Here is a 22731-nt window from a genome sequence, read left to right on the forward strand (position 1 = left end):
TATCATTTACAAAAACTAGACATGCCGTTTTGCTGTTGAAGTAAACGCAATTTTATCTGGTCGATAGCTAATACTCCCATATTGAAACGGTCGGCCATCCGCCAAATAAGTGGTACTCGTCACATTCACAACCATGTCATACTCACCAAGATCAATTGCCTTTTTTTCTTCTTCGTTTGCATAGCGAAAGACAATTTTTCGTTGTGAGTGACTAATTTTTAATTTTAATTCGTTTTCCAAATAGTGATAAATAGAGTGTTCAGCGATTTCTCGGCTAATAAAAGGCACGATGCGGCGATCAAAATAAGAAACCTCATATTCAACGGCTTCGCCATCAATTTCACGGAGGCGAGCAATACGGTAGAAATCGATCTGATCGTCAACATTAAAAATATGCATCAGCTCTTCTTCACCTTGCACAATATACAAGCTGGTTAATGTGGTTTTTACTTGATGTGTTGAGGCACTATTTAATTCGCTGACGGTTTTAATTTCGGAAAGCATTTGTGGTTTAGATAAATCATGCTTTAAAACAATCGAATTTCTGCCTTGTTGCTTTTGAATATAACCATCGATTTCAAGTAAAGAAAGCGCTTTTCGAATAGTATCTTTGGAAAAACCATAGCTTTGCATGAGTTCATTTTCACTCGGGAGTTCTTGCAATGGTGCTAAATTACCATTATTAATTTGGCTTTTTATCTCGTTATAGACCTGCTTGTACTTGCTCATTTCTTATCCTTTTATCAGCCGCTCCATAAATGTGTTAATAGCATATCATAAAATCCTTAATGTTATACGTATAAATTTTAATGAAAACCAATCTTTTACGAAAATGTTTTAAACTTTTACGTATATGTTGTTGCATTAAAATATGTTTAGGTTAGAATAAGCGAAAAATGATGACGTCCTAAAGGAGATATTATGCTTACTCGTTCAAGTGGTGTTCTTATGCACATTACCTCACTACCAAATGCATTTGGGATTGGTAGTTTTGGGCAATCCGCTTATGATTTTGTCGATTTTTTAGTTGAAACCAAACAAACTTATTGGCAAATTCTTCCACTCACTACCACCAGTTATGGTGATTCTCCTTATCAATCTTTCTCTGCGGTTGCAGGTAATACTCATCTTATTGATTTTGATTTATTAACTCAAATGGGCTTGTTGAAAGAATCGGATTATGCTTCGGTCAATTTTGGTGATGATCCAACTAGCGTGGATTATGAACGTATCTTCTACGCGCGCCGTCCGATTTTAGAAATAGCCGTGAAAAATTTTTTAGAGAATCAATCATTCCAAGCTGATTTCAAACACTTCGAGAAAAGCAATCGTTTATGGTTGGATGATTTTGCTGAGTTTATGGCAATTAAAGAGCATTTTGGCAATCAAGCATTGCAAAAATGGGATGATAAAAAAGCTGTGGCTCGAGATCCAAGTGCATTGGAAAAATATCGCACCATGTTAGCGGAGCAAATTCAGTACTTTAAAGTGACGCAATATTTCTTCTTTAAACAATGGAGCGAGTTAAAACATTACGCGAATCAAAAAGGCATTAAGATTATCGGTGATATGCCGATTTACGTGGCTGCAGATAGCGTAGAGGTTTGGACAAAACCAGAACTCTTCCAATTAGATGAAGAACGCAATCCGCTTTTTGTCGCGGGGGTCCCAGCCGATCAATTCAGTGCAACAGGACAACTTTGGGGCAATCCGCTTTACGCTTGGGAAGAACATAAAAAACAAGGCTACGCTTGGTGGATTCACCGCATTGAAGAAAGCTTCAAAATTTATGATGTACTACGTATCGACCATTTCAAAGGTTTCTCTGATTATTGGCAAGTAGACGGAAAAGCAGAGGTCGCTAAAGATGGTAGCTGGCAGCCAGGCCCAGGTTATGACTTATTTAAAGCCGTTAAAGAGCAATTGGGCGATTTACCGATTATTGCCGAAGATTTAGGTAATATTGATGACAAAGCCAGAAAATTGCTTGCAGATTGTAATTACCCAGGCATGAAGATCCTGCAATTTGGTTTTGAAGATGTCAGCGGAGAAAGCTTAGATAGCCCGCATTATTGCATCCCGCATTCCATTGTTTATACCGGTACACATGATAACGATGTGACCAATGGTTGGTATAACAGCCTGACTGAACAACAGCAGCAATATATCAATGATTATACGCATCGCCATGAGGATGAATCGATTTGCCAAGCGATGATTCGTCAGCTTTTTGCAACGGTTAGCAATACCACGATTGCCACAATGCAAGATGTTTTAGATTTGCCAGCGAGTTCAAGAATGAACGTGCCTTCAACAATTGGTGGAAACTGGCAATGGAGAATGCAGCAATCAGATTTAACGCAAGATAAAAAAGACTTTTTAGCAAAAATGACCACGTTATATCAACGTGCGAATCAGGAAAAATAATGATGAAATTTAGTACCTTTGTAAAAAACGAAACCAATAAATCGCTTGAACAATTAAGCGATAAAGAAACTTATATTCAATTATTAAATTACGTAAAAACACTCTCAGCAGATAAACCTAAAAACACAGGTAAACGTAAGGTTTATTATATTTCTGCAGAATTCTTAATTGGTAAATTACTTTCTAATAACCTGATTAACCTTGGTGTGTATCAAGATATCAAAGCGGAATTAGAAAGTGTGGGTAAATCATTAAGCCATATTGAAGATATTGAGCCAGAACCATCTTTAGGAAATGGTGGTTTAGGGCGTTTGGCTTCTTGTTTTATTGATTCCATGTCTACCCTTGGCTTAAATGCTGAGGGGGTTGGTTTAAATTATCATTATGGGTTGTTCAAACAGGTCTTTAAAAAGAATGAACAACATGCTGAACCTAATGATTGGATTGAAGATAATTCTTGGTTAATTCCAACAGATATTAGCTATGAGGTGCCATTTAAGAAATTTACATTAACCTCTAAATTAGATCGTATTGATATTTTAGGTTATAAGAAAGACACGAAGAACTATCTCAATTTGTTTGATATTAAATCAGTGAATCCTAAACTGATTAAGAAAGGTATTGAGTTTGATAAAACTGCGATTGAAGAAAATCTGACTTTATTCCTTTACCCAGATGATTCAGATAAAAATGGGGAATTATTGCGTATTTATCAACAATACTTCATGGTATCAAATGCGGCACAATTGTTAATTGATGAGGCGATTGCGCGTGGCAGTAACTTACATGATTTAGCCGATTATGCGTATGTACAGATCAACGATACACATCCTTCAATGGTGATTCCTGAATTAATTCGCTTATTAACAGAACAACATAAAATTAAGTTTGCTGAAGCGGTTGAAATTGTACGTAATATGGTGGGCTATACAAACCATACAATTTTGGCTGAAGCGCTAGAAAAATGGCCACTCGATTATCTAGATGAAGTGGTGCCGCATTTAGTCGTGATCATTAAGAAATTAGATAAATTAGTGCGTGCAGAATATAAAGATTCAGCAGTACAAATTATTGATAAACAAAAACGTGTGCATATGGCGCATATGGATATTCACTTTTCAAATTCTGTAAATGGTGTGGCAGCATTACATACGGAGATTTTGAAAAATTCAGAACTTAAAGCGTTCTATGCGTTATATCCTGAAAAATTCAATAATAAGACAAATGGCATTACCTTCCGTCGTTGGCTAGAGTTTTCTAACCAAGCATTGGCGGCTTATATTAAAGAATTGATTGGTGATGAGTATTTGCATGATGCAACGAAATTAGAGAAATTGTTAGCCTTTAAAGATGATAAAAAGGTTCATCAACAATTAGCGAAAATTAAGTTTGAAAATAAATTGGCATTAAAAACCTACCTTAAAGAAAATAAAGGTATTGAGTTAGATGAAAATTCTATCATTGATACGCAAATTAAGCGTTTCCATGAATACAAACGCCAACAAATGAATGCGCTTTATGTGATTCATAAATATTTAGAAATTAAAGCAGGTAATTTACCAAAACGTAAAATTACCGTGATTTTTGGCGGAAAAGCAGCGCCAGCTTATATTATTGCACAGGATATTATTCACTTAATTCTTTGTTTATCTGAGTTAATCAATAATGATCCTAAAGTGAACAAGTATTTAAACGTACATTTGGTGGAAAACTATAATGTGAGCGTAGCGGAAAAACTGATTCCAGCAACTGATATTTCAGAACAAATTTCACTTGCCTCTAAAGAAGCTTCTGGTACAGGTAATATGAAATTTATGCTTAATGGCGCGTTAACCTTAGGCACAATGGATGGGGCTAATGTTGAAATTGCAGAATTAGCAGGTGCTGAAAATATCTATACATTCGGTAAAGATTCAGAAAGCATTATTAAACTTTATGAAACAGCGGGTTATGTTTCAAAAGAGTATTATGAAAACGACAAAGATATTAAAAGAGCGGTTGATTTTATTCTGAATCCTGCCGTGGTGAAATTAGGCAATAAAACACGTTTAGAACGTCTTTATAACGAATTATTGAATAAAGACTGGTTTATGACGTTAATCGACTTTAATGCTTATGTCGACGCGAAAGAACAAATCTTAGCCGATTATGAAGATCAAGATAGTTGGAATGAGAAAGTGGTTCATAATATCGCAAAAGCAGGCTTCTTCTCATCAGACCGCACGATTGCTCAATATAATGCAGACATTTGGCATTGTGAGGGCTAAGGGGAAGCAATGAAACTACTTACCCTGAATGTACACGCTTGGTTAGAAGCTAACCAAGCGGAAAAAATAGAGGTTCTTGCTGAGACTATTGTGGAAAAGGGTTATGACATCATTGCCTTACAAGAGGTGAATCAATTGATGTCGTCTCCTGCTATTTCGCCAACGTTAAAGCAAGATAACTATGGTGTCATTCTGTTAAATAAAATCAATCAACGCGTTGCACAGAAATACTCGCTTTTTTGGAGCAATTCGCATATTGGTTATGATAAATATGATGAAGGCATTGCATTTTTAACGCGTTTGCCTGTTTATGATGTTGATGCGTTTTATTGTAGCCAACATCAACGTCTTGACTCGATTCTCTCGCGTAAAATCATTGGCTTGACAGTAGAATATCAAGGCCAGTTAATTGAATGTTATTCTTGCCATATTAATTTGCCAAATTGTGATGGTGAAAACCAACTTGATAATGTTCGTTATATTGTAGAGCGAAGTCAAAGTGCGAATCTTAAAATCTTGATGGGTGATTTCAATACCGATGCAATAGGCGATCAGCAAGCTTATCAGCAAATTAAATCCTTAGGCTTATTCGATACTTTTGATATGGCAGAGCAGAAGGATAGCGGTATCACTGTGGAGAAAGCGATTGACGGTTGGAAAGGCCATAGTCAAGAAAAGCGATTAGATTATATTTTTTTAAACCAAGCAAAAAGGGTTTTATCCAGTCAGGTTATTTTTAATGGTAAAAATAAACCGATTGTTTCCGACCATTTTGGCGTAGAAGTAGCTCTCATCTTGTAGGAGAATCAATATGAAAAAAATGCTCAGTTTTGAATTTTGGCAAAAATTCGGTAAGTGCCTAATGGTTGTGATTGCCGTGATGCCAGCCGCGGGTTTAATGGTGAGTATTGGTAACTCACTGCCTTTGATTAGCGATGCTGAATGGCTAGCGCTTGTCGGAAACATTATCGCCCAAATTGGTTGGGGGATTATCGGTAACCTCCATCTATTATTTGCTTTAGCGATTGGTGGTAGCTGGGCAAATGAGCGTGCAGGCGGTGCATTTGCAGCTGGCCTTGCTTTCATTTTAATTAACTTAATTACCGGTAACTTTTTCGGTGTAAAGCTTGAAATGCTAGCCGATCCAAATGCTCACGTAAGTACCATATTGGCCGGTGAAATTCCTGTGGCGAATTACTTTGTGAATGTGCTTGGGCAACCTGCGTTAAATATGGGCGTGTTCGTTGGTATTATCGCGGGTTTTGTGGGGGCAACAACTTTTAACCGTTACTACAATTTCCGTAAATTACCTGAAGTATTAACGTTCTTTAATGGTAAACGCTTCGTTCCTTTCGTTGTTATTTATCGTTCTGTATTAGTGGCGATCTTCCTATCATTATTCTGGCCTTTAGTTCAGACAGGAATTAATCATTTCGGTCAATGGATTGCTAACTCACAAAACTCAGCGCCAATTTTAGCACCATTTATTTACGGTACCTTAGAACGTCTATTGCTTCCATTTGGTTTACACCACATGTTGACTATCCCAATGAACTACACTTCATTAGGTGGTACTTATGAGTTCTTAACCGGTGCACAACAAGGTAAACAAGTATTTGGTCAAGATCCACTTTGGCTTGCCTGGGTGACTGACTTAATCAACCTTAAAGATGCAGGTAATTTAACGCAATATAACGAACTTCTTTCAACTGTGACACCTGCTCGCTTCAAAGTAGGACAAATGATTGGTTCAACCGGTATCTTAATGGGCTTGACCCTCGCCATGTATATCAATGTAGATGAAGACAAGAAAAAACTCTATAAAGGTATTTTCCTTTCTTCTGCACTTGCTGTGTTCTTAACCGGTGTAACAGAGCCAATCGAATACATGTTTATGTTTGTCGCCTTACCGCTTTATATTGTTTATGCGTTAGTACAAGGTTGTGCTTTCGCCATGGCAGATATTGTTGACTTACGTGTGCATTCATTCGGTAACATTGAGTTCTTAACTCGTACACCAATGGCGATTAAAGCAGGCATTGGTATGGATGTGATAAACTTTATTTGGGTATCCATCCTGTTTGCCGTTGCCATGTTCTTTATCGCGAACTTTATGATTAAGAAATTTAATCTTGCCACAGCAGGTCGTAATGGTAACTATGATGCAAAAGGTTCAGATGATGCTTCTAGCAATGAGCCAAAAGTGGCGAATGCTAGCGCGCAAGTTATTCAAATCATCAACTTACTTGGTGGACGTAATAACATTGCAGATGTGGATGCTTGTATGACACGTTTACGTATCACCGTACATAATCCAGATTTAGTCGGCGATGAAGCAAGTTGGAAACAAGCAGGTGCAATGGGCTTTATCGTGAAAGGCTCTGGTATCCAAGCGATTTATGGACCAAAAGCAGATGTCTTAAAATCCGATATTCAAGACGTGCTTTCATCGGGCGTAGAAATTCCTAAAATGTAATTTAGCCTAAACATTCATTTTATCCCCGCTTTTTAAGGCGGGGATGTCATATCAATATCTCATCTCGATGTTCTTCAATATATCCCAATAATCCTTTTATTTATTGCTATAGACGTACAAAATATTTTTACAACTTAGGTTCTATAAAAAATACCGCCCGTTGTGTCACGAGCGGTATTTCTAGATGGAAGGAAAGTGGTCATTAAATGATTAATTGACCGATAATACTGCGAGTTTCTTCTCGTACTTCGGTAAGTTTCACTTTCACCAAATCACCGATTTTGTAACGGCGTTCCCCTTGAATATACAGTGCTAATTCATCAGCATTCACTTGCATTTCATCTTTATTTGGATGCAACGTGGAAGCTGGTACGAACATGGATGCACCATTTTCTAATAATTGAACACGTAAACCGCCACGCATCACATCTTGCACTTCTGCATCAAATTCAGCATTTTCAGCGACTTTGTCAGCTAGATAGCGACAATATAACCAATCTGCAATATCACGTTCAACCAAGCGATTTTGGCGACGTGCTTCTTGCAAGCGAGCAAGCACCTCATCTTGTGGTTTTTCACAAGCTTGCTGTGTGAGCACGGCTTTAATTAAACGATGGTTTACCATATCAGAATATTTACGGATAGGCGATGTCCAAGTTGCATAACCTTCTAATCCAAGCCCAAAATGTGGAGCAAGTTCTGATTTAAATTCCGCAAAGGTTAAATAACGACGTAAACGGAATTCTAAATAGTCACCTTCAATCGGTTCAATATCATGACGCATTTGGCAATAACCCTTTAAGGTTGCCAAATTTTCTACTGAATAACGCTCAGCAAGCTCGGCTTGATTTTCTTCATTAGCTAAATTTGCCATTAAGAAATTATGCGCGTTTTCTAAGAATTTCTTATCAAACCCAGAATGTGTATTAAAAATACCGGTTTGTGCTTGTTCAGCTAAGAATTGTGCAGCACAGATATTGGCAATAATCATGGATTCTTCCACGATTTGATTGGCGATACGACGATATTCCGCTTTAATTTCTTTCACTTTGCCATTTTCAGCGAGAATAAAGGAGTAATCCGGCTTCTCTTTAAATAAAAGAGAATGCGTTTTACGCCATTGAATACGTGCTTTGGTAAATTGATGTAGCCAATCAATTTGCTGTACAATTTCTGGTGTTTCCGGTTGCCATGCATCAGGCACTTGCTCTAAATAATCTGAGATCTTGTTATAGACTAATTTCGCTTTAGATTGCACATAAGCAGACACAAAATGCGGTTTAGCCGTGATGTTACCGGCAAGATCCGTTTCAATGTAACACACTAATGCAGGGCGAGTTTCATTTGCCATTAATGAACATAATTCATCAGACAATTCACGCGGCAACATAGGAATGTTAAAGCCTGGCAAATAATTAGTGAAACAACGCTGTTTCGCATCTTTTTCAATTTGTGAATCTAATGCAATGTAAGCCGTAGGATCAGCAATAGCAACGACTAATCGCCAGCCGGTTTGTGTACCATTTTGCTCGACAGGTTCGATGTAAAGAGCATCGTCCATATCCTGCGTGCTTTCAGAGTCAATGGTGACAAAATGAAGTGCGGTCAGATCTTCGCGAGTTTGTTGATCTAACATTTCATAACTTTCTGCACCTTGCACAGGATGACGAGATTGCTCATGACGTGCCAGCGTGACCCACCAAGGGGCTAATTCATCATCAACACGGCAGATAAATTGATTGATAGTCGCATAGAAAAAGCGATCATCACGTAATGGGTGCGTTTTCAAATTTGCAACGACCCAGTCGCCTTCTTGTAATTCTTCTTTGACGGATTTAGCTTGTTGCGCGCCAATGGGTTGATTGATACTTGGATGATCAACCAAAACTTGCAATTTTTTGTCTTTATTGAACCGCACTTTGGCAATAAAGCGCGTGAGCATTGGCTCAATTAATTCTTCAGGTTCAGCTTGCTCTTTATCGCCTTGCTTTTCAATGGTGGCTTTGATTTTGTCACCGTGCATGACTTTTTTCATTGCAGGTGGGGCAATAAAGTAGCTTTTTTTATCGCACTCTAAAAAACCATAAGCTTTATCAGTACTTTTTACCACGCCTTCAACGTGTTCTTTGCTATCGTGGATTTGTTGCTTAAGTTGTGCGAGTAATGGATTATCTTGGAACATAGTTATATTTAAAAAAAGAGAAAAGGCAGACTGAAAAGCCTGCCTAAAAAATAGATTGTACGAAAAATTATTCTTCGCCTAATTCGCCCATTGCAGTGATGCTGAAACCTGCATCTACGTGAACGATTTCACCTGTAATACCAGATGCTAAATCAGAGCATAAGAATGCTGCTGAGTTGCCCACATCTTCGATAGTAACAGTGCGGCGTAATGCTGCGGTTTTCTCAAATGCAGAAAGCATTTTCTTTAAGTTTTTAATACCTGATGCCGCTAAAGTACGGATTGGACCTGCAGAAATTGCATTTACACGAATACCTTCTTTACCTAAGTCAGCTGCCATTACGCGAGTAGCCGCTTCAAGAGATGCTTTCGCTAAACACATCACGTTGTAGTTAGGAATTGCGCGCTCTGCACCTAAGTAAGAAAGGGTTAATAACGCTGCATTTGGATTTAAGTAAGGACGTGCCGCTTGTGCCATAGCAACAAAGCTGAATGCACTGATGTCGTGAGCGATACGGTAGCCTTCACGAGTTGCAGCATTTACATAATCACCATCTAATTGATCGCCTGGTGCGAATGCGATAGCGTGTACGAAACCATCAAATTTTTCCCAACGTTTGCTTAATTCTGCAAAGCAATTTTGGATGCTTTCATCGGTCGCTACGTCTAAAGGAAGGACGATGTCAGAACCAAATTCTTTTGCAAATTCTTCTACGCGTGGTTGTAATTTATCGTTTAAATAAGTGAAAGCAAGTTCAGCACCTTGTTCTTTCATTGCTTTTGCGATCCCGTAAGCGATAGAACGGTTGCTTGCAAGACCTGTTACTAAAATACGTTTACCAGTTAAGAAACCCATATTTTCTCCTATGTTTGAGTTAAAAAAATCGACGAGATTATACTTGTTTTGTGTGCTTTCGGCAATCAATCACACTTTGTACCAGTTAGGCAGGATTATCAATATCTTTAAATTCTACATCCAAGCCATATTCAGCCGCTAGCCATTCACCTAATGCTTTAATGCCATAGCGTTCAGTCGCATGATGACCAGCCGCAAAGAAATGAATACCTTGCTCACGAGCAGAGTGAATTGTTTGCTCCGAAACCTCACCGGTAATAAAGGCATCACAACCTTGTGCTGCAGCTAAATCAATATAGCCTTGTCCGCCACCGGTACAAATACCAATTTTACGGATTAAGTGCGGTCCATTTTCGATGCAAATTAACGGTTTGCGTTGAAGCACTTGTTCAATACGTTGTGCAAACTCTTCAGCGGTAACAGGATCTTTTAACGTTCCCCAAACAGGAATGCTGGTTGCGCTATTTTCTAAAGGTTGGAGATCGCTAATCCCTAATAACTGAGCAAGTTTTGCGTTGTTGCCTAATTCCGGGTGAACATCCAAAGGTAAGTGGTAGCCGTATAAATTAATATCATTTACAAGTAAGGTTTTGATGCGTTTGCCTTTCATGCCGCGAATACATGGATTTTCACTTTTCCAAAAATAGCCATGGTGGACAAGTACCGCATCAGCTTGTTGTGCAACGGCATAATCAATTAGTGCTTGGCTTGCGGTGACACCCGTGATGATCTTTTTGATCTCCGCTTTGCCTTCTACTTGCAAACCGTTAGGGGCGTAATCATTTATTCTGTCTGTGCTAAGTTTTTCGTTTAGTAAACGTTCAAGTTCTAGATTGTTCATCATTTTTGAGAGAAAAGAAAAAGGTGAGATATGGTAAGGGATTTAAAAAAAAATGGCTAGTGCAAAAGGAGTGGGGGGGGAATGCACTAGCCAGTAGTGTGTTTGTAATAAAACAAGTTTACTATCTAAAACGAGATTCATTATATATTTAATTATATAAAGATCAAGAAAAAAAATAAGGAAAAATTTCCTTATTTTTCTATATGTCGTTTTTATGCTCAAAAATAGATGAGAAATTAACCGCACTTATGAATACAAACTCGGTTCATTTTCAGTTGGACGCGTTTTAAATCGGCGGTGTAGCCACATGTATTGTTCCACGCCTTTTAAGATTTCTTTTTCCACAACTTTATTCATTCTTGCAGCGATTGCTGTTTCATCTGAAAGATCGGAAAAATCCACTGGTGGCGAAATACTGACCGTATAGCCTGAGCCGTCTTTATTACGCAATGGAGCAAAAGGCACAACTTTGCAATTTGGTGCAGATTTGAGCAGATAATAACTGCCTGTCGTAGTTGCGGCTTCTTTTACTGCAAAGAAAGGCACAAATACCGCATTTTTTCTACCGTAATCGTGATCGGGCGCATACCAAATGGTTTCACCTTTGCGTAAGGCTTTGAGCATACCACGCAGATCTTTTCGGTTCAGCATATCTTTGTTTGAACGTAAACGACCTTTAATTTGCAACCAATCCAATACAGGATTGTCATTTGGACGATAAACACCTACGCCAGGATGATGTAAGCCCACAATACGCGCGCCTAACTCAAGCGTAAGAAAATGGACGCCTACAAATATGATGCCGTCTTGAGCGTTTTCTTTTAAATAATTTAACCCTTCAATTTTTGACCATTTTTTGATGCGAGCATCAGACCAAAACCATGCCATGCCGGTTTCAATAATCGCCATCCCAACGGCACGTAAGTTTTCTTGCAAAATGGCTTCACGTTCTTGCTCAGGCATTTTTGGGAAGCAGAGCTCAAGATTTCGGCGAGCAATCGCGGCACGACGTTTTCCCACTTTTAATTTTGAGAAAAGCCAGCCTAAGACATTGCCGATATGACGTAGAATTGGATAGGGAAGTAACAAAAGGCTTCGCCAAATCGCCACACCAAGCCAAAATCCCCAGTATTTAGGGGCTAGAAAGTGCGGTTGAAATTGAGGGAGTTTTTCGTTTTTCATAATTCTTTTCTGGTTAGTTCGGCGTGTAGTTTATCGCAAATTTGAGTTGTGGTAAAATTGCGCCAAATTTTTATTATTCCAACAGAGAGATTTCAAAATGGCTCAATATTCTGCCAATTTTAATCAAGCAAAAGTATTAGTGTTAGGCGATGTAATGCTTGATCGTTACTGGTTTGGTGCGACTAATCGTATTTCGCCGGAAGCACCGGTTCCTGTGGTTCGTGTACAAGATAATGAAGAGCGTGCAGGTGGTGCAGCAAACGTGGCAATGAATATTGCTTCTCTTAATGTCCCTGTGCAAATTTTAGGTTTAATTGGTCAAGATGAAACAGGCACAGCCTTAACCAATTTATTACAACATCAAAAAATTGATTGTAATTTTGTGGCATTGGATACTCACCCAACCATTACGAAATTACGTATTTTGTCTCGTCACCAACAATTACTTCGTTTGGATTTTGAAGAAGATTTTCAAAACGTTGAATGTCATGAGTTGCTTGCGAAATTAGAATCGGAAGTGAAAAACTTTGGTGCGTTAGTGCTTTCTGATTATGGTAAAGGCACGTTAAAAGATGTGCAAAAAATGATTCAAATTGCATGCAAAGCAAACGTACCAGTCTTGATCGATCCAAAAGGCACAGATTTTGAGCGTTATCGTGGTGCGACTTTACTGACGCCAAATATGTCAGAATTTGAAGCGGTGGTAGGTAAGTGTGATTCTGAAGAAGAAATCATTGAGAAAGGTTTAAAATTAATTTCAGACATCGAATTGACCGCACTTTTAGTGACGCGTTCTGAAAAAGGTATGACATTACTTCGTCCAAATCAAGAGCCTTTCCATTTGCCAACCGTTGCCAAAGAAGTGTTTGATGTAACGGGGGCAGGTGATACGGTAATCAGTGTCTTAGCTACTGCACTTGCAGATGGTCGTTCTTTTGAAGAATCTTGCTATTTAGCCAATGTGGCGGCAGGTATTGTGGTCGGTAAATTGGGTACATCAACGGTTTCTACTGTGGAATTAGAGAATGCAATCCATGGCCGTTCTGAAACGGGCTTCGGCATTATGTCAGAAAGCCAATTAAAAACTGCGGTAGCTCATGCTAAAGCACGCGGTGAGAAAATTGTGATGACAAACGGTTGTTTTGACATTCTTCATCCAGGCCATGTGTCTTACTTAGAAAATGCTCGCAAACTTGGTGACCGTTTAATTGTTGCCGTAAATACGGATGATTCAGTCAAACGCTTAAAAGGTGAAAGTCGTCCAATTAACAATCTGAATGCACGTATGGCAGTATTGGCTGGTTTAGCATCAGTGGATTGGGTGGTTTCTTTTGATGAAGATACACCACAACGTTTAATCGGTGAGATTTTACCGGATTTATTGGTGAAAGGCGGCGATTACAAACCTGAAGAGATTGCAGGCAGCAAAGAAGTGTGGGCGAATGGTGGTGATGTTCGTGTATTGAATTTCGAAAATGGCTGTTCAACCACTAATGTGATTGAGAAAATTAAATCTCTGAAAGATTAATTTATTAAGGAATGAGTAGAATAAAGCTTGCCTTTATCCTGCTCAATCGTTAAAATTCAGGCTCCTTGTCATCGCTGAGTTAGAGATCGGCGAATGATGTATTAATAACACTACCTTTTAGGAGTAAAAAATGTCTCTAAGTACTGAAAAAAAAGCAGCAATCGTTGCTGAATTTGGTCGCGATGCGAAAGATACTGGTTCTTCTGAAGTTCAAATCGCATTATTAACTGCACAAATCAACCACTTACAAGCTCACTTCACTGAGCACAAAAAAGACCACCATGGTCGTCGTGGTTTATTACGTATGGTTTCTCGTCGTCGTAAACTTTTAGACTACTTAAAACGTACTGATCTTGCTTTATACCAAAGCACTATCGCTCGTTTAGGTTTACGTCGCTAATTTTTATTACGATAGTAAAAATAAAAGCCTTCGGATTACCGAGGGTTTTTTTATTTTCTGCATATTAGAAAAATAAAAAAACGGTCAAAAATTTGACCGCTCTTTTTTAGTTATTAGTTCGCAATGCCTTTATGGCGGAGCAATGCGTCTAATTGAGGTTCGCGTCCACGGAAGCGTTTGAATAATACCATTGGTTCTTCAGAGCCGCCGCGAGTGAGAATTTCATCTAAGAAGGATTTACCCGTAACCGGATTGAAAATCCCTTCTTCTTCAAAGCGAGAGAAGGCATCTGCAGATAACACTTCAGCCCATAAATAGCTGTAATAACCTGCCGCATAACCGCCTGCAAAGATATGGCTAAAGCTATGTGGTGCTCTTGCCCATTCAACACCTTTAATCACGGCAACTTTATCTTTCACTACTTTTAAGGTATCAAGCACTTGATTAGATTTGCCTGGTTCAAAAGTATGATGAAGGGTAAAATCAAACAAACCAAATTCAAGCTGACGTAGCACAAACATCGCTGCTTGATAGTTTTTCGCTTTGAGAAGTTGATTTAATTTTTCTTCTGGTAATGGTTCGTGCGTTTCAAAGTGACCCGAAATAAAATCAAGCGCTTCTTTTTCCCAACACCAGTTTTCCATAAATTGACTTGGAAGCTCTACCGCATCCCAAGGCACACCATTGATACCCGCGACATCAGGCACATCAACTTTGGTGAGCATATGGTGAATACCATGACCAAATTCATGGAAGAGAGTCGTGACTTCATCATGGGTGAATAGCGCAGGTTTATCACCAATCGGCGCGTTGAAGTTACACGTTAAATAGGCAACCGGTTTTTGAATTGAACCGTCGGCATTGCGTTTTCTGCCGATACAATCATCCATCCATGCGCCGCCACGTTTATTTTCGCGTGCATAAAGATCGAGATAGAAACTGCCGCGTACTTCATCGGTTTCATCAATTAAATCAAAGAAACGTATATCTTTGTGCCAAGTATCTACACCAAAACGTTCAACTGCACGAATATTAAAAATACGCTTAATTAATTCAAATAAACCCGAAATAACGCGATCTTCAGGGAAATAAGGACGAAGTTCTTCATCATTGATCGCATATAAATGTTGTTTTTGTTTTTCGGAATAGAAACTGATATCCCAAGGCGCAAGTTCAGTGACGCCAAATTCTTTTTCACAATAAGCTTTGAGTTCAGCTAATTCTTTCTCACCTTGTGCTTTTGAACGATCCGCAAGGTTATTTAAGAAGTCTAACACTTGTTGTGGATTTTCTGCCATTTTGGTCGCAAGTGAGCGTTCAGTATAGGTATTGAAACCTAACAATTTAGCCAATTCCACACGTAACGTCATGATTTCTTCAATGATCGCCGTATTATCCCATTGACCGGCATTTGGACCTTGATCTGAAGCGCGAGTCGCATAAGCACGATACATTTCTTCGCGTAGTGCTGCATTTTCACAATAGGTCATGATTGGCAAATAACTTGGGATTTCTAACGTAAAGCGATAGCCTTTTAAGCCTTTACTTTCGGCAGATTGTTTTGCCGCAAGTAATGCAGATTCAGGAAGACCTGCTAATTCACTTTCATCTTCAATGACTTTTTCCCAGCCCATGGTGGCATCGAGTACATTATTGCTAAATTGTGCGCTTAATTCAGATAAGCGAGCAACAATCTCACCATAACGTTTTTGTTTTTCTTCGGATAAACCGATACCTGAAAGCTCAAAATCACGTAATGCATTTTCAATGGCTTTCTTTTGCGCCACTGAATAAGTGGCAAATTCAGGACTATTTTTTAAGGATAAATAGGCATTGTATAATCCTTCGTGTTGACCTACCCAAGTACTGTATTCAGAGAGTAGTGGTAAGCAAGCTTGATACGCATCACGTAATTCAGGGCTGTTTTTCACTGAATTTAAATGGGAGATGGGTGACCAAGCACGGCTTAGGTGTTCGCCTGCTTCAGAAAGCGGTTCAATAAAATTTTCCCAAGTAAAGTGCGGTTGTTTTAAAACTTGTTCAATGGCTTGATGATTTTCTTCGATGAGTTTTTGGATTGCCGGTTGAATATGTTCTGGTTTGATTTGAGAAAACGGAGGTAAGCCTTCAATATGAAGTAATGGATTAGACATAAATATTCCTTTTGCTAACTGTTTCTTTAGTAAATTGCGACAAATTCTATAATATCAAGGTTGAAAAATCTAAAAAATCAGTAATAATTGCGTATCACTTTTATTTAGGAATGATGATGAACGACGCGTTATTGTTTTCTGGCTTAATCACATTTTCGGTTATAGCCGGTTTTGTTGCACTTAAATTCTTCCCCAAAAATCCTTTAATTAAAGCCATTTATATTGTACTTGGTTGTATTTCTTTGGTTTTAGGCGTGATTGGTATTTTTCTACCCATTCTTCCGACAACACCTTTTTTGTTGCTAACACTTTATTCTTTTGCGCAAGGTTCATCTCGCTTAGAACGTTGGTTTTTAGAGACAAAGCTTTATCAAAAGTATCTGAAATCTTTTAATGAACGTCGTGCATTAACAAAAAAAGCAAAAATTTCTATTCTAACCTTTTCAACTACAATGCTTTTAATTGGCTTTTACTTTACCCCAAGTGTAGTGGGGCGAACGATCATTGCCATTTTAATTGCGGTAAAATATTGGTTCTTTTTCTTTTGGATTAAAACAGAAGACGTTGAAAATGGATAATTCTTTCTTTACTTGGCTTAAAAGTGCGGTCATTTTCGGTATCGTTTTTGGATTGAGTGGTTGTGATAAATTAAACAGTCCTAAATCTACAAACGCGGCAGCAGAAGAGCAACCAACACAAAGTCAGTCTATCGAACAAGAAAATAGATCAAAACCGAGTCGAACTTTGCTGACTCGAGCGTTTACTCATACTCCTTCTTTTGAGCCTTGGTTTGTGCGTTATCCGGAACAAGAAAACTTATTGCGTGATTTATATGAAGGTTTAACCGCTTATGATTCGGAAGGGCGAATCGTGCCGGGTATCGCAGAAAGTTGGCAAACGAAAGATAACAAAACCTGGATCTTTACTTTACGTGAGGGGCTTCGTTGGTCAAATGGTGATCCTTTAGTCGCTCAAGATGTCATGCTTTCTTGGCAAGCATTATCCCAATCAAATAGTCCATTAAGATCTTATTTGGCTTATTTAAATCTAAAAAATGCGAAAGGCGTTTTAGAAAAAAATAAACCTTTTAAGAGCTTAGGGATTTATGCGGAAAATGACCACACTTTACGTATTGAGCTTGATAAACCAACACCATATTTACCGGAAATGTTGGCGCATATTAGCCTCGTGCCACAATATAGCGATCCTGAGTACCCTGTGACAAACGGGGCTTATATGATCGAAAGTGAAAATGTGAAAAGTATACACTTAGCTAAAAACCCCTACTATTGGCAAAAAAATAATGTGGCTTTTGAACGCGTAGCCTATTTGCCTTTTGTGGAACCTAAATTGGCTGAATTTGATGTGGTGGTTGATGTGCCAGAAGTGCATTCAGATCTTCAGCATTTTCCACAGCTTTGCGGTTATTTTTATGAATTTAATCTGAAAGATCCTAAAGTTACTAAGGCCGATATACGTAAAGCGATAGCGTCATTGGTCTCTGTCACCAATATCGTGAATAATGAGATTCCAGCGGCAATTCCGAGTTCTTATTTTTTACCGAAAGCCATGTTAAATGGACAAGATTCAAGATGGGAGCCTGTTGTTGCCGAGCAGTTATTGGCTCAAAATAAAATTGATGAAAGACATCCACTACATTTAAATGTGCTCTATGATGATGCACCATTGCATGTAAATATTGCGCAACGTTTAGTGGGCCAATTAACACAATCCGATATGTTGCGCGTGGATGCCCAACCCGTCAATTGGCAAACATTACAAATGAAACGCCAAAAGGGTGATTTCCAAGTCATTCGTTCTGGCTGGTGTGCAGACTTTAATCATCCTATGGCATTTTTAGGCTTGTTCTATTCTAAAAGTCCCGATAATAAAAATGGCTATGCTAATGCAGAATACGATCAACTTTTTGAGCAAGCACTGAGAAGCTTAAATGAAAAAGAGCGGTCAGAAATTTACTTAAAATTAAGTGAGAAGATCCAACAGGAAAACCTTGCTTTACCGCTTTTCCAATACACTACACCGGTTTATATTTCTCCAACTATTATGGGGGCGAAGAAAAATCCAGTAGGGGTCATTTATAGCAAAGATCTATGGCGAAAAGTGGAAGCTAAAGCTGATTAAGAAAGTTGTTTATCATGCGATAAACAACTTTTTTATTAAATTTAATTAAAAGTGTAAAGTAACACTGTTTACTTTTTATTTTTATCCGCTACAATACACAACAAATCAACCTAGAGGGAAATCCTGATGTTAAAAATGAATGATTTAGTTAAGCTTAGTCAGACACCAAAATCCACGGTGCTGTACTATGTGAAAGAAGGTTTGTTGCCTGAGCCGGTGAAAGATAAACCGAATTTTCATCTCTATGATGAACATTGTGTGAAGTTACTCAGCTTTATTAAATATCTACAAAGCAATTTCAATGCGACGATTTCACAAATTAAAGCACTTTTTGCACATCCTCATTTTGATTGGAATAATCCTTATGAAAGTCTTATTGGATTATTAGACATCATCATGGGCGCTGAAAATGAAGTATTTTCAGTGGAGCAACTCTCTAAAGAGTTTCATCTTTCTACTCAGCAAATCGAAGACATGGTAGCAGAAGGATTATTGAATCCTCGTGAAGGCATTTTTACCGCAAAAGAACGTGATATTTTAGCGATCTTGTCTCGTTGTGATGAAGCCGAAATGGATGTAGTGAAAGCTTATTTGGCTGCTGCAAAAATGTTAGCGGAAAAAGAGGTGAATGTGACTTTAGCTGCATTAGCCAATAGTGAACAAAAAGATGAAAAATTAAAACACTTATTTGATTTATTGTTGGTGTTAAAACCTTATCTCTTGAATATGAAAACCTTTAATCTTTACCAAGCGGAGAGTGCGAAATGAAACTCTTAAAATATGCTGGCTTTGTGCCTTATTTAGCCATTGCCTTTATTAATGCCAGTGTGGATTTGGCACATAAAATTACCATTCAAAATGTGTTACTGAAAAGCTTTTCAGGGGAGAGCTTGGTCGTTTTAACGGCGTTAATTAATGCCATGATTTTATTACCGTTTATTTTCTTGTTTTCCCCTTCGGCATTTATCAACGATAAATTTTCTCGCACCAATGTGATCCGTTACAGCAGTTTAGCGGCGGTGGTGATCAGTGCGGGGATTTTATTGAGTTATATGACGGGCATGTTTGCGCTTTCCTTTGTACTCACATTGATTTTGGCAGCGCAAAGTGCGGTCTATTCTCCGGCCAAATATAGCATTATTAAATCGATTGTGGGTACTGAAAATATCGGTATGGCAAATGGTGTCATTCAAGCACTCACCATTGTGGCCATTCTATTTAGTTCTTTTGCCTTTTCTTTCTTCTTTGAAGCGCATTATGTGGCATCAGATGATCCGAATGAAGTATTACAAAGTGTTTGGGTGATAGGTGTAGCATTAGTATTATTGAGTGCACTAGAAGCCTATTTTGCGTTTAAAATCCCATTCTTTAAGCAAGAAGCTGAGAATACAGATGGTCAGTTTGATATGAGAAAATACCTTTCTTTAGGGTATTTAAAAGATAACGTTTGCACATTAAAAGCAGATCAAAATATTTGGTTGAGTGTCATTGGATTAAGTCTCTTTTGGGGTGTATCACAAATTATTGTGGCAGCGTTCCCTGCACATTATAAAGCGATGTTCAATGAAGATAATGCTGTTGTCATTCAAGCAATTTTAGCGGTAAGTGGAGTCGGACTAGTGCTTGGTTCATATCTTGCTGGACGTGCTTCTCGTTTGCATATTGAGTTAGGTATTGTGCCGCTTGGTGCATTGGGTATTTGTGTGTCGTTATTCTTCTTAACTCTAGCTCAAAGTGGAGTGGTATTAGCACTTTGTTCTTTTGTCTTTGGTTTCTCTGGCGGTTTATTGATCGTGCCATTGAATGCGACGATTCAGTATTTCGCACCTGAGAAAATCAGCGGCAAAATCATGGCAGGTAACAACTTTGTGCAAAACGTGTTCATGGTGGTCTTTTTGCTATTAAGCATTGTTTTTGTACAACTTAATGTTTCGACTCAAGGTTTATTCTTAGTAACTTCTGCTGCATGTTTTGCTGCGAGTCTATATACCATGTCGAAAGTGCCTCATTTATTTACGCGTTTATTCTTGCTCTTTGCATTAAAAGCAAATTACCGTTTTCATGTGGATGGGTTAAAAAATCTTCCACAAAGTGGTGGTGTGTTGTTATTAGGTAACCATATTAGCTGGATTGACTGGTTGGTGTTACAAGCGGCTAGCCCGCGTGCGATTAAATTTGTCATGTATCGTCCGATTTACAACAAATGGTATCTCACTTGGTTCTTCCGTATTTTCAAAGTCATCCCAATTGGTGGAGGCTCAAGTCGTGAATCTATTGAAACTATTCGTGAATATTTAGCGCGTGGTGAAGTAGTGGCGTTATTCCCAGAAGGTCATATCAGTTATAACGGTCAAATCAATGAGTTCCAAAAAGGCTTTGAGCACGTATTAAAAGATTTAGAGAATGTCACAACGGTTCCTTTCTATTTACGTGGATTGTGGGGTAGCAGCTTCTCTCGTGCGGATTCTTTCTATAAGAATTTAACTAAACGCCAAGGTAAACGTGAAATTTTAGTGGCATTTGGTAAACCCATTCATGGCTTTATTGATGCGACAGCGATGAAGCAAAAAGTACTCGAACTTTCTTTCTCCGTATGGGAAAAAGTCATGAGTAAACGTAAACCGCTAATGCATCATTGGTTGAGTTCAGCAAAATCGAATTTATTCAAAGAAGCTACCGTAGATGCACAAGGCACTAAACTGAATAACCTGAAATTTATTGCTGCAGTGCTAATGTTTGTGAAAACCTTGAAAGCCGCTTTAGGGAATGAAAAAAATATTGGTGTGTTATTACCAAGTTCATCAATCGGGGCAATTATCAATATGACCTTAATGGTGATGGGCAAAGTACCGGTAAATTTAAACTACACGCTAAGCCCTGAGGTGATGGAAAAAGCGTTGAAGAAAGCCAACATTTCGCAAGTCATTACCTCTGAAAAATTCTTGGATAAGTTGAACGCAAAAGGTTTTGATTTTAGCCAAGTGGTGGCTGATAAAGCCCTCTTTATGGAAAATTTAGGAAAATCGATCACTAAAGCCAATAAAGTGCGATCATTTTTAACAGCGTTTTTGGCGCCACAATGGTGGATTAAATTACGCTACTTTGCAGACGTAAGCTTGGAAGATAATGCCACCATCCTATTCAGTAGTGGTAGTGAAGGTGATCCGAAAGGCATTGAATTAAGCCATAAAAATTTACTGACGAACATTAAACAGATTGGTGAATTATTAAATTTCCACAAAGATGATGTCATTTTAAATTCCTTACCAATTTTCCACTCATTCGGATTAACCGTGACAACCTTATTGCCATTGTGTGAAGGCATTAAAATGGTGAGTGTCGCGGACCCAACAGATGGGGCGACAGTAGGAAAAATGTGTGCTCGACATCGGGTGAGTATTTTATTTGGGACTTCAACTTTCTTTAGATTGTATGTACGCAATAAGAAATTCCATCCGTTAATGCTACAAAACGTGCGTATGGTTATTGCTGGTGCCGAAAAATTGAAAGCAGATGTCAAAGAAGCCTTCAAACTTAAATTTGGCTTGGAAATTTACGAAGGCTATGGGGCGACTGAAACGGCACCGGTAGCTAGTGTCAATATGCCTAATTTACTTGATCCAGAAACTTTACAAGAATTTACTTTCAATCAAGCTGGTACGGTAGGTATGCCATTACCGGGCACCATTATCAAAATTGTGGATCCAGAAAGCTTGCAGGAACTACCAGTCGGCGAAGACGGCTTGATCTTGATTGGTGGTGGGCAAGTGATGAAAGGTTATTTGAACGCACCAGAAAAAACAGCAGAAGTGATTGTTGAAATTGACGGAGTGCGTTATTACAAAACCGGTGATAAAGGCCATATCGATCATAACGGCTTTATTACCATTGTGGATCGTTATTCGCGATTTGCTAAAGTTGGTGGCGAAATGATCAGCCTCGGTAGCGTGGAAGAGAAACTTTCACAAGTATTTGATGAAGAAAATCAATTCGTTGCGGTGGCTGTAAGCGATGATAAAAAAGGCGAGAGCATTGTGCTTTTAATTAAGTCTGCGCTTTCTTTAGATGAGATCAATGAACGCATTAAAGGATTAAATGTTCCGCCAATTATGCTACCAAGCCAAGTCTTCTTAGTGGATGAAATTCCAATGCTCGGAAGTGGTAAAGTGGATTTTAAAGGCGCGAAGAATCTGGCGATGAGTTTGGTTAAGTAAAGAACATCGTAATAAATAAAAGAGCGGTCAATTTGACCGCTCTTTTTGTTATTTAATGAACCT

General features: G+C 38.5%; 16 protein-coding genes. 10 read left to right on the top strand and 6 right to left on the bottom strand.

Translation table 11 applies throughout. The features are described 5' to 3' along the window. Positions 1-15 precede the first annotated feature (15 nt). A complete protein-coding gene (locus tag O3746_RS00540) occupies positions 16-729 on the bottom strand; it encodes a GntR family transcriptional regulator (RefSeq protein WP_178410566.1) in 714 nt (237 codons plus the stop codon). Between the two features lie 192 nt (positions 730-921). Here O3746_RS00540 and malQ point away from each other — a divergent pair, with 192 nt between their 5' ends. The 4 genes from malQ to O3746_RS00560 are packed head-to-tail and all read left to right on the top strand — an operon-like array spanning position 922 to position 7170. After that, positions 922-2427, top strand: a complete 1506-nt coding sequence (gene malQ / locus O3746_RS00545; RefSeq protein WP_049373994.1) for a 4-alpha-glucanotransferase — start codon at positions 922-924, stop codon at positions 2425-2427. After that, positions 2427-4694, top strand: a complete 2268-nt coding sequence (gene glgP, locus O3746_RS00550) for a glycogen/starch/alpha-glucan family phosphorylase (RefSeq protein WP_371447453.1) — start codon at positions 2427-2429, stop codon at positions 4692-4694. The genes malQ and glgP overlap by 1 nt, the downstream gene beginning before the upstream one ends. 9 nt (positions 4695-4703) lie before the next feature. Next, complete coding sequence (locus O3746_RS00555) at positions 4704-5495, top strand: endonuclease/exonuclease/phosphatase family protein (protein ID WP_371447455.1); 792 nt, start codon at positions 4704-4706, stop codon at positions 5493-5495. Positions 5496-5505: 10 nt separating this feature from the next. Then, on the top strand, positions 5506-7170 hold the full coding sequence (locus tag O3746_RS00560; RefSeq protein WP_371447456.1) for a PTS transporter subunit IIBC: 1665 nt from the start codon (positions 5506-5508) through the stop codon (positions 7168-7170). Between the two features lie 202 nt (positions 7171-7372). Here O3746_RS00560 and rnb read toward each other — a convergent pair whose 3' ends face one another. The 4 genes from rnb to O3746_RS00580 all read right to left on the bottom strand — a co-directional run bounded on the left by rnb (position 7373) and on the right by O3746_RS00580 (position 12231). After that, positions 7373-9352: an exoribonuclease II gene (gene rnb / locus O3746_RS00565; protein WP_371447458.1), complete on the bottom strand. Its 1980-nt coding sequence runs from the start codon at positions 9350-9352 to the stop codon at positions 7373-7375. Positions 9353-9419: 67 nt separating this feature from the next. Beyond that, positions 9420-10208 carry an SDR family oxidoreductase gene (locus O3746_RS00570; protein ID WP_049365990.1) on the bottom strand — a complete coding sequence of 263 codons (789 nt, stop codon included), beginning with the start codon at positions 10206-10208 and terminating at the stop codon, positions 9420-9422. A gap of 85 nt (positions 10209-10293) precedes the next feature. Then, positions 10294-11049, bottom strand: a complete 756-nt coding sequence (locus O3746_RS00575) for a Nif3-like dinuclear metal center hexameric protein (protein ID WP_070868061.1) — start codon at positions 11047-11049, stop codon at positions 10294-10296. A 246-nt stretch (positions 11050-11295) separates the two neighbouring features. Beyond that, positions 11296-12231, bottom strand: coding sequence for a Kdo(2)-lipid IV(A) acyltransferase (locus O3746_RS00580; protein ID WP_371447461.1), 936 nt, complete (start codon positions 12229-12231; stop codon positions 11296-11298). A 97-nt stretch (positions 12232-12328) separates the two neighbouring features. On the opposite strand from O3746_RS00580, the gene hldE reads away from it, so the two are divergent. Continuing rightward, complete coding sequence (gene hldE / locus O3746_RS00585; RefSeq protein WP_314977166.1) at positions 12329-13759, top strand: bifunctional D-glycero-beta-D-manno-heptose-7-phosphate kinase/D-glycero-beta-D-manno-heptose 1-phosphate adenylyltransferase HldE; 1431 nt, start codon at positions 12329-12331, stop codon at positions 13757-13759. A gap of 130 nt (positions 13760-13889) precedes the next feature. Then, positions 13890-14159: a 30S ribosomal protein S15 gene (rpsO, locus tag O3746_RS00590; protein ID WP_314977168.1), complete on the top strand. Its 270-nt coding sequence runs from the start codon at positions 13890-13892 to the stop codon at positions 14157-14159. A 113-nt stretch (positions 14160-14272) separates the two neighbouring features. Here the strand turns inward: rpsO and prlC are convergent, their stop codons facing one another. Next, positions 14273-16312 (bottom strand): oligopeptidase A, encoded by a 2040-nt coding sequence (gene prlC / locus O3746_RS00595; protein ID WP_314977169.1) that lies wholly within the window; start codon positions 16310-16312, stop codon positions 14273-14275. Positions 16313-16518: 206 nt separating this feature from the next. Here prlC and O3746_RS00600 point away from each other — a divergent pair, with 206 nt between their 5' ends. From O3746_RS00600 to O3746_RS00615, 4 genes are all read left to right on the top strand, one after another. Beyond that, entirely contained in the window at positions 16519-16890 is a 372-nt protein-coding gene (locus O3746_RS00600; protein WP_032804133.1) for a YbaN family protein, read from the top strand. Continuing rightward, positions 16883-18454, top strand: coding sequence for a peptide ABC transporter substrate-binding protein (locus O3746_RS00605; protein ID WP_371447464.1), 1572 nt, complete (start codon positions 16883-16885; stop codon positions 18452-18454). Before O3746_RS00600 ends, O3746_RS00605 begins: the two co-directional genes overlap by 8 nt. A gap of 126 nt (positions 18455-18580) precedes the next feature. Next, positions 18581-19222, top strand: coding sequence for a MerR family transcriptional regulator (locus tag O3746_RS00610; protein ID WP_314976640.1), 642 nt, complete (start codon positions 18581-18583; stop codon positions 19220-19222). Continuing rightward, positions 19219-22668: an acyl-[ACP]--phospholipid O-acyltransferase gene (locus tag O3746_RS00615; RefSeq protein ID WP_371447467.1), complete on the top strand. Its 3450-nt coding sequence runs from the start codon at positions 19219-19221 to the stop codon at positions 22666-22668. The genes O3746_RS00610 and O3746_RS00615 overlap by 4 nt, the downstream gene beginning before the upstream one ends. Positions 22669-22731: the final 63 nt, after the last annotated feature.

Origin of the sequence: Haemophilus sp. 27098_8_127 (assembly GCF_041433495.1) — a bacterium.
GTDB lineage: Bacteria > Pseudomonadota > Gammaproteobacteria > Enterobacterales > Pasteurellaceae > Haemophilus_D.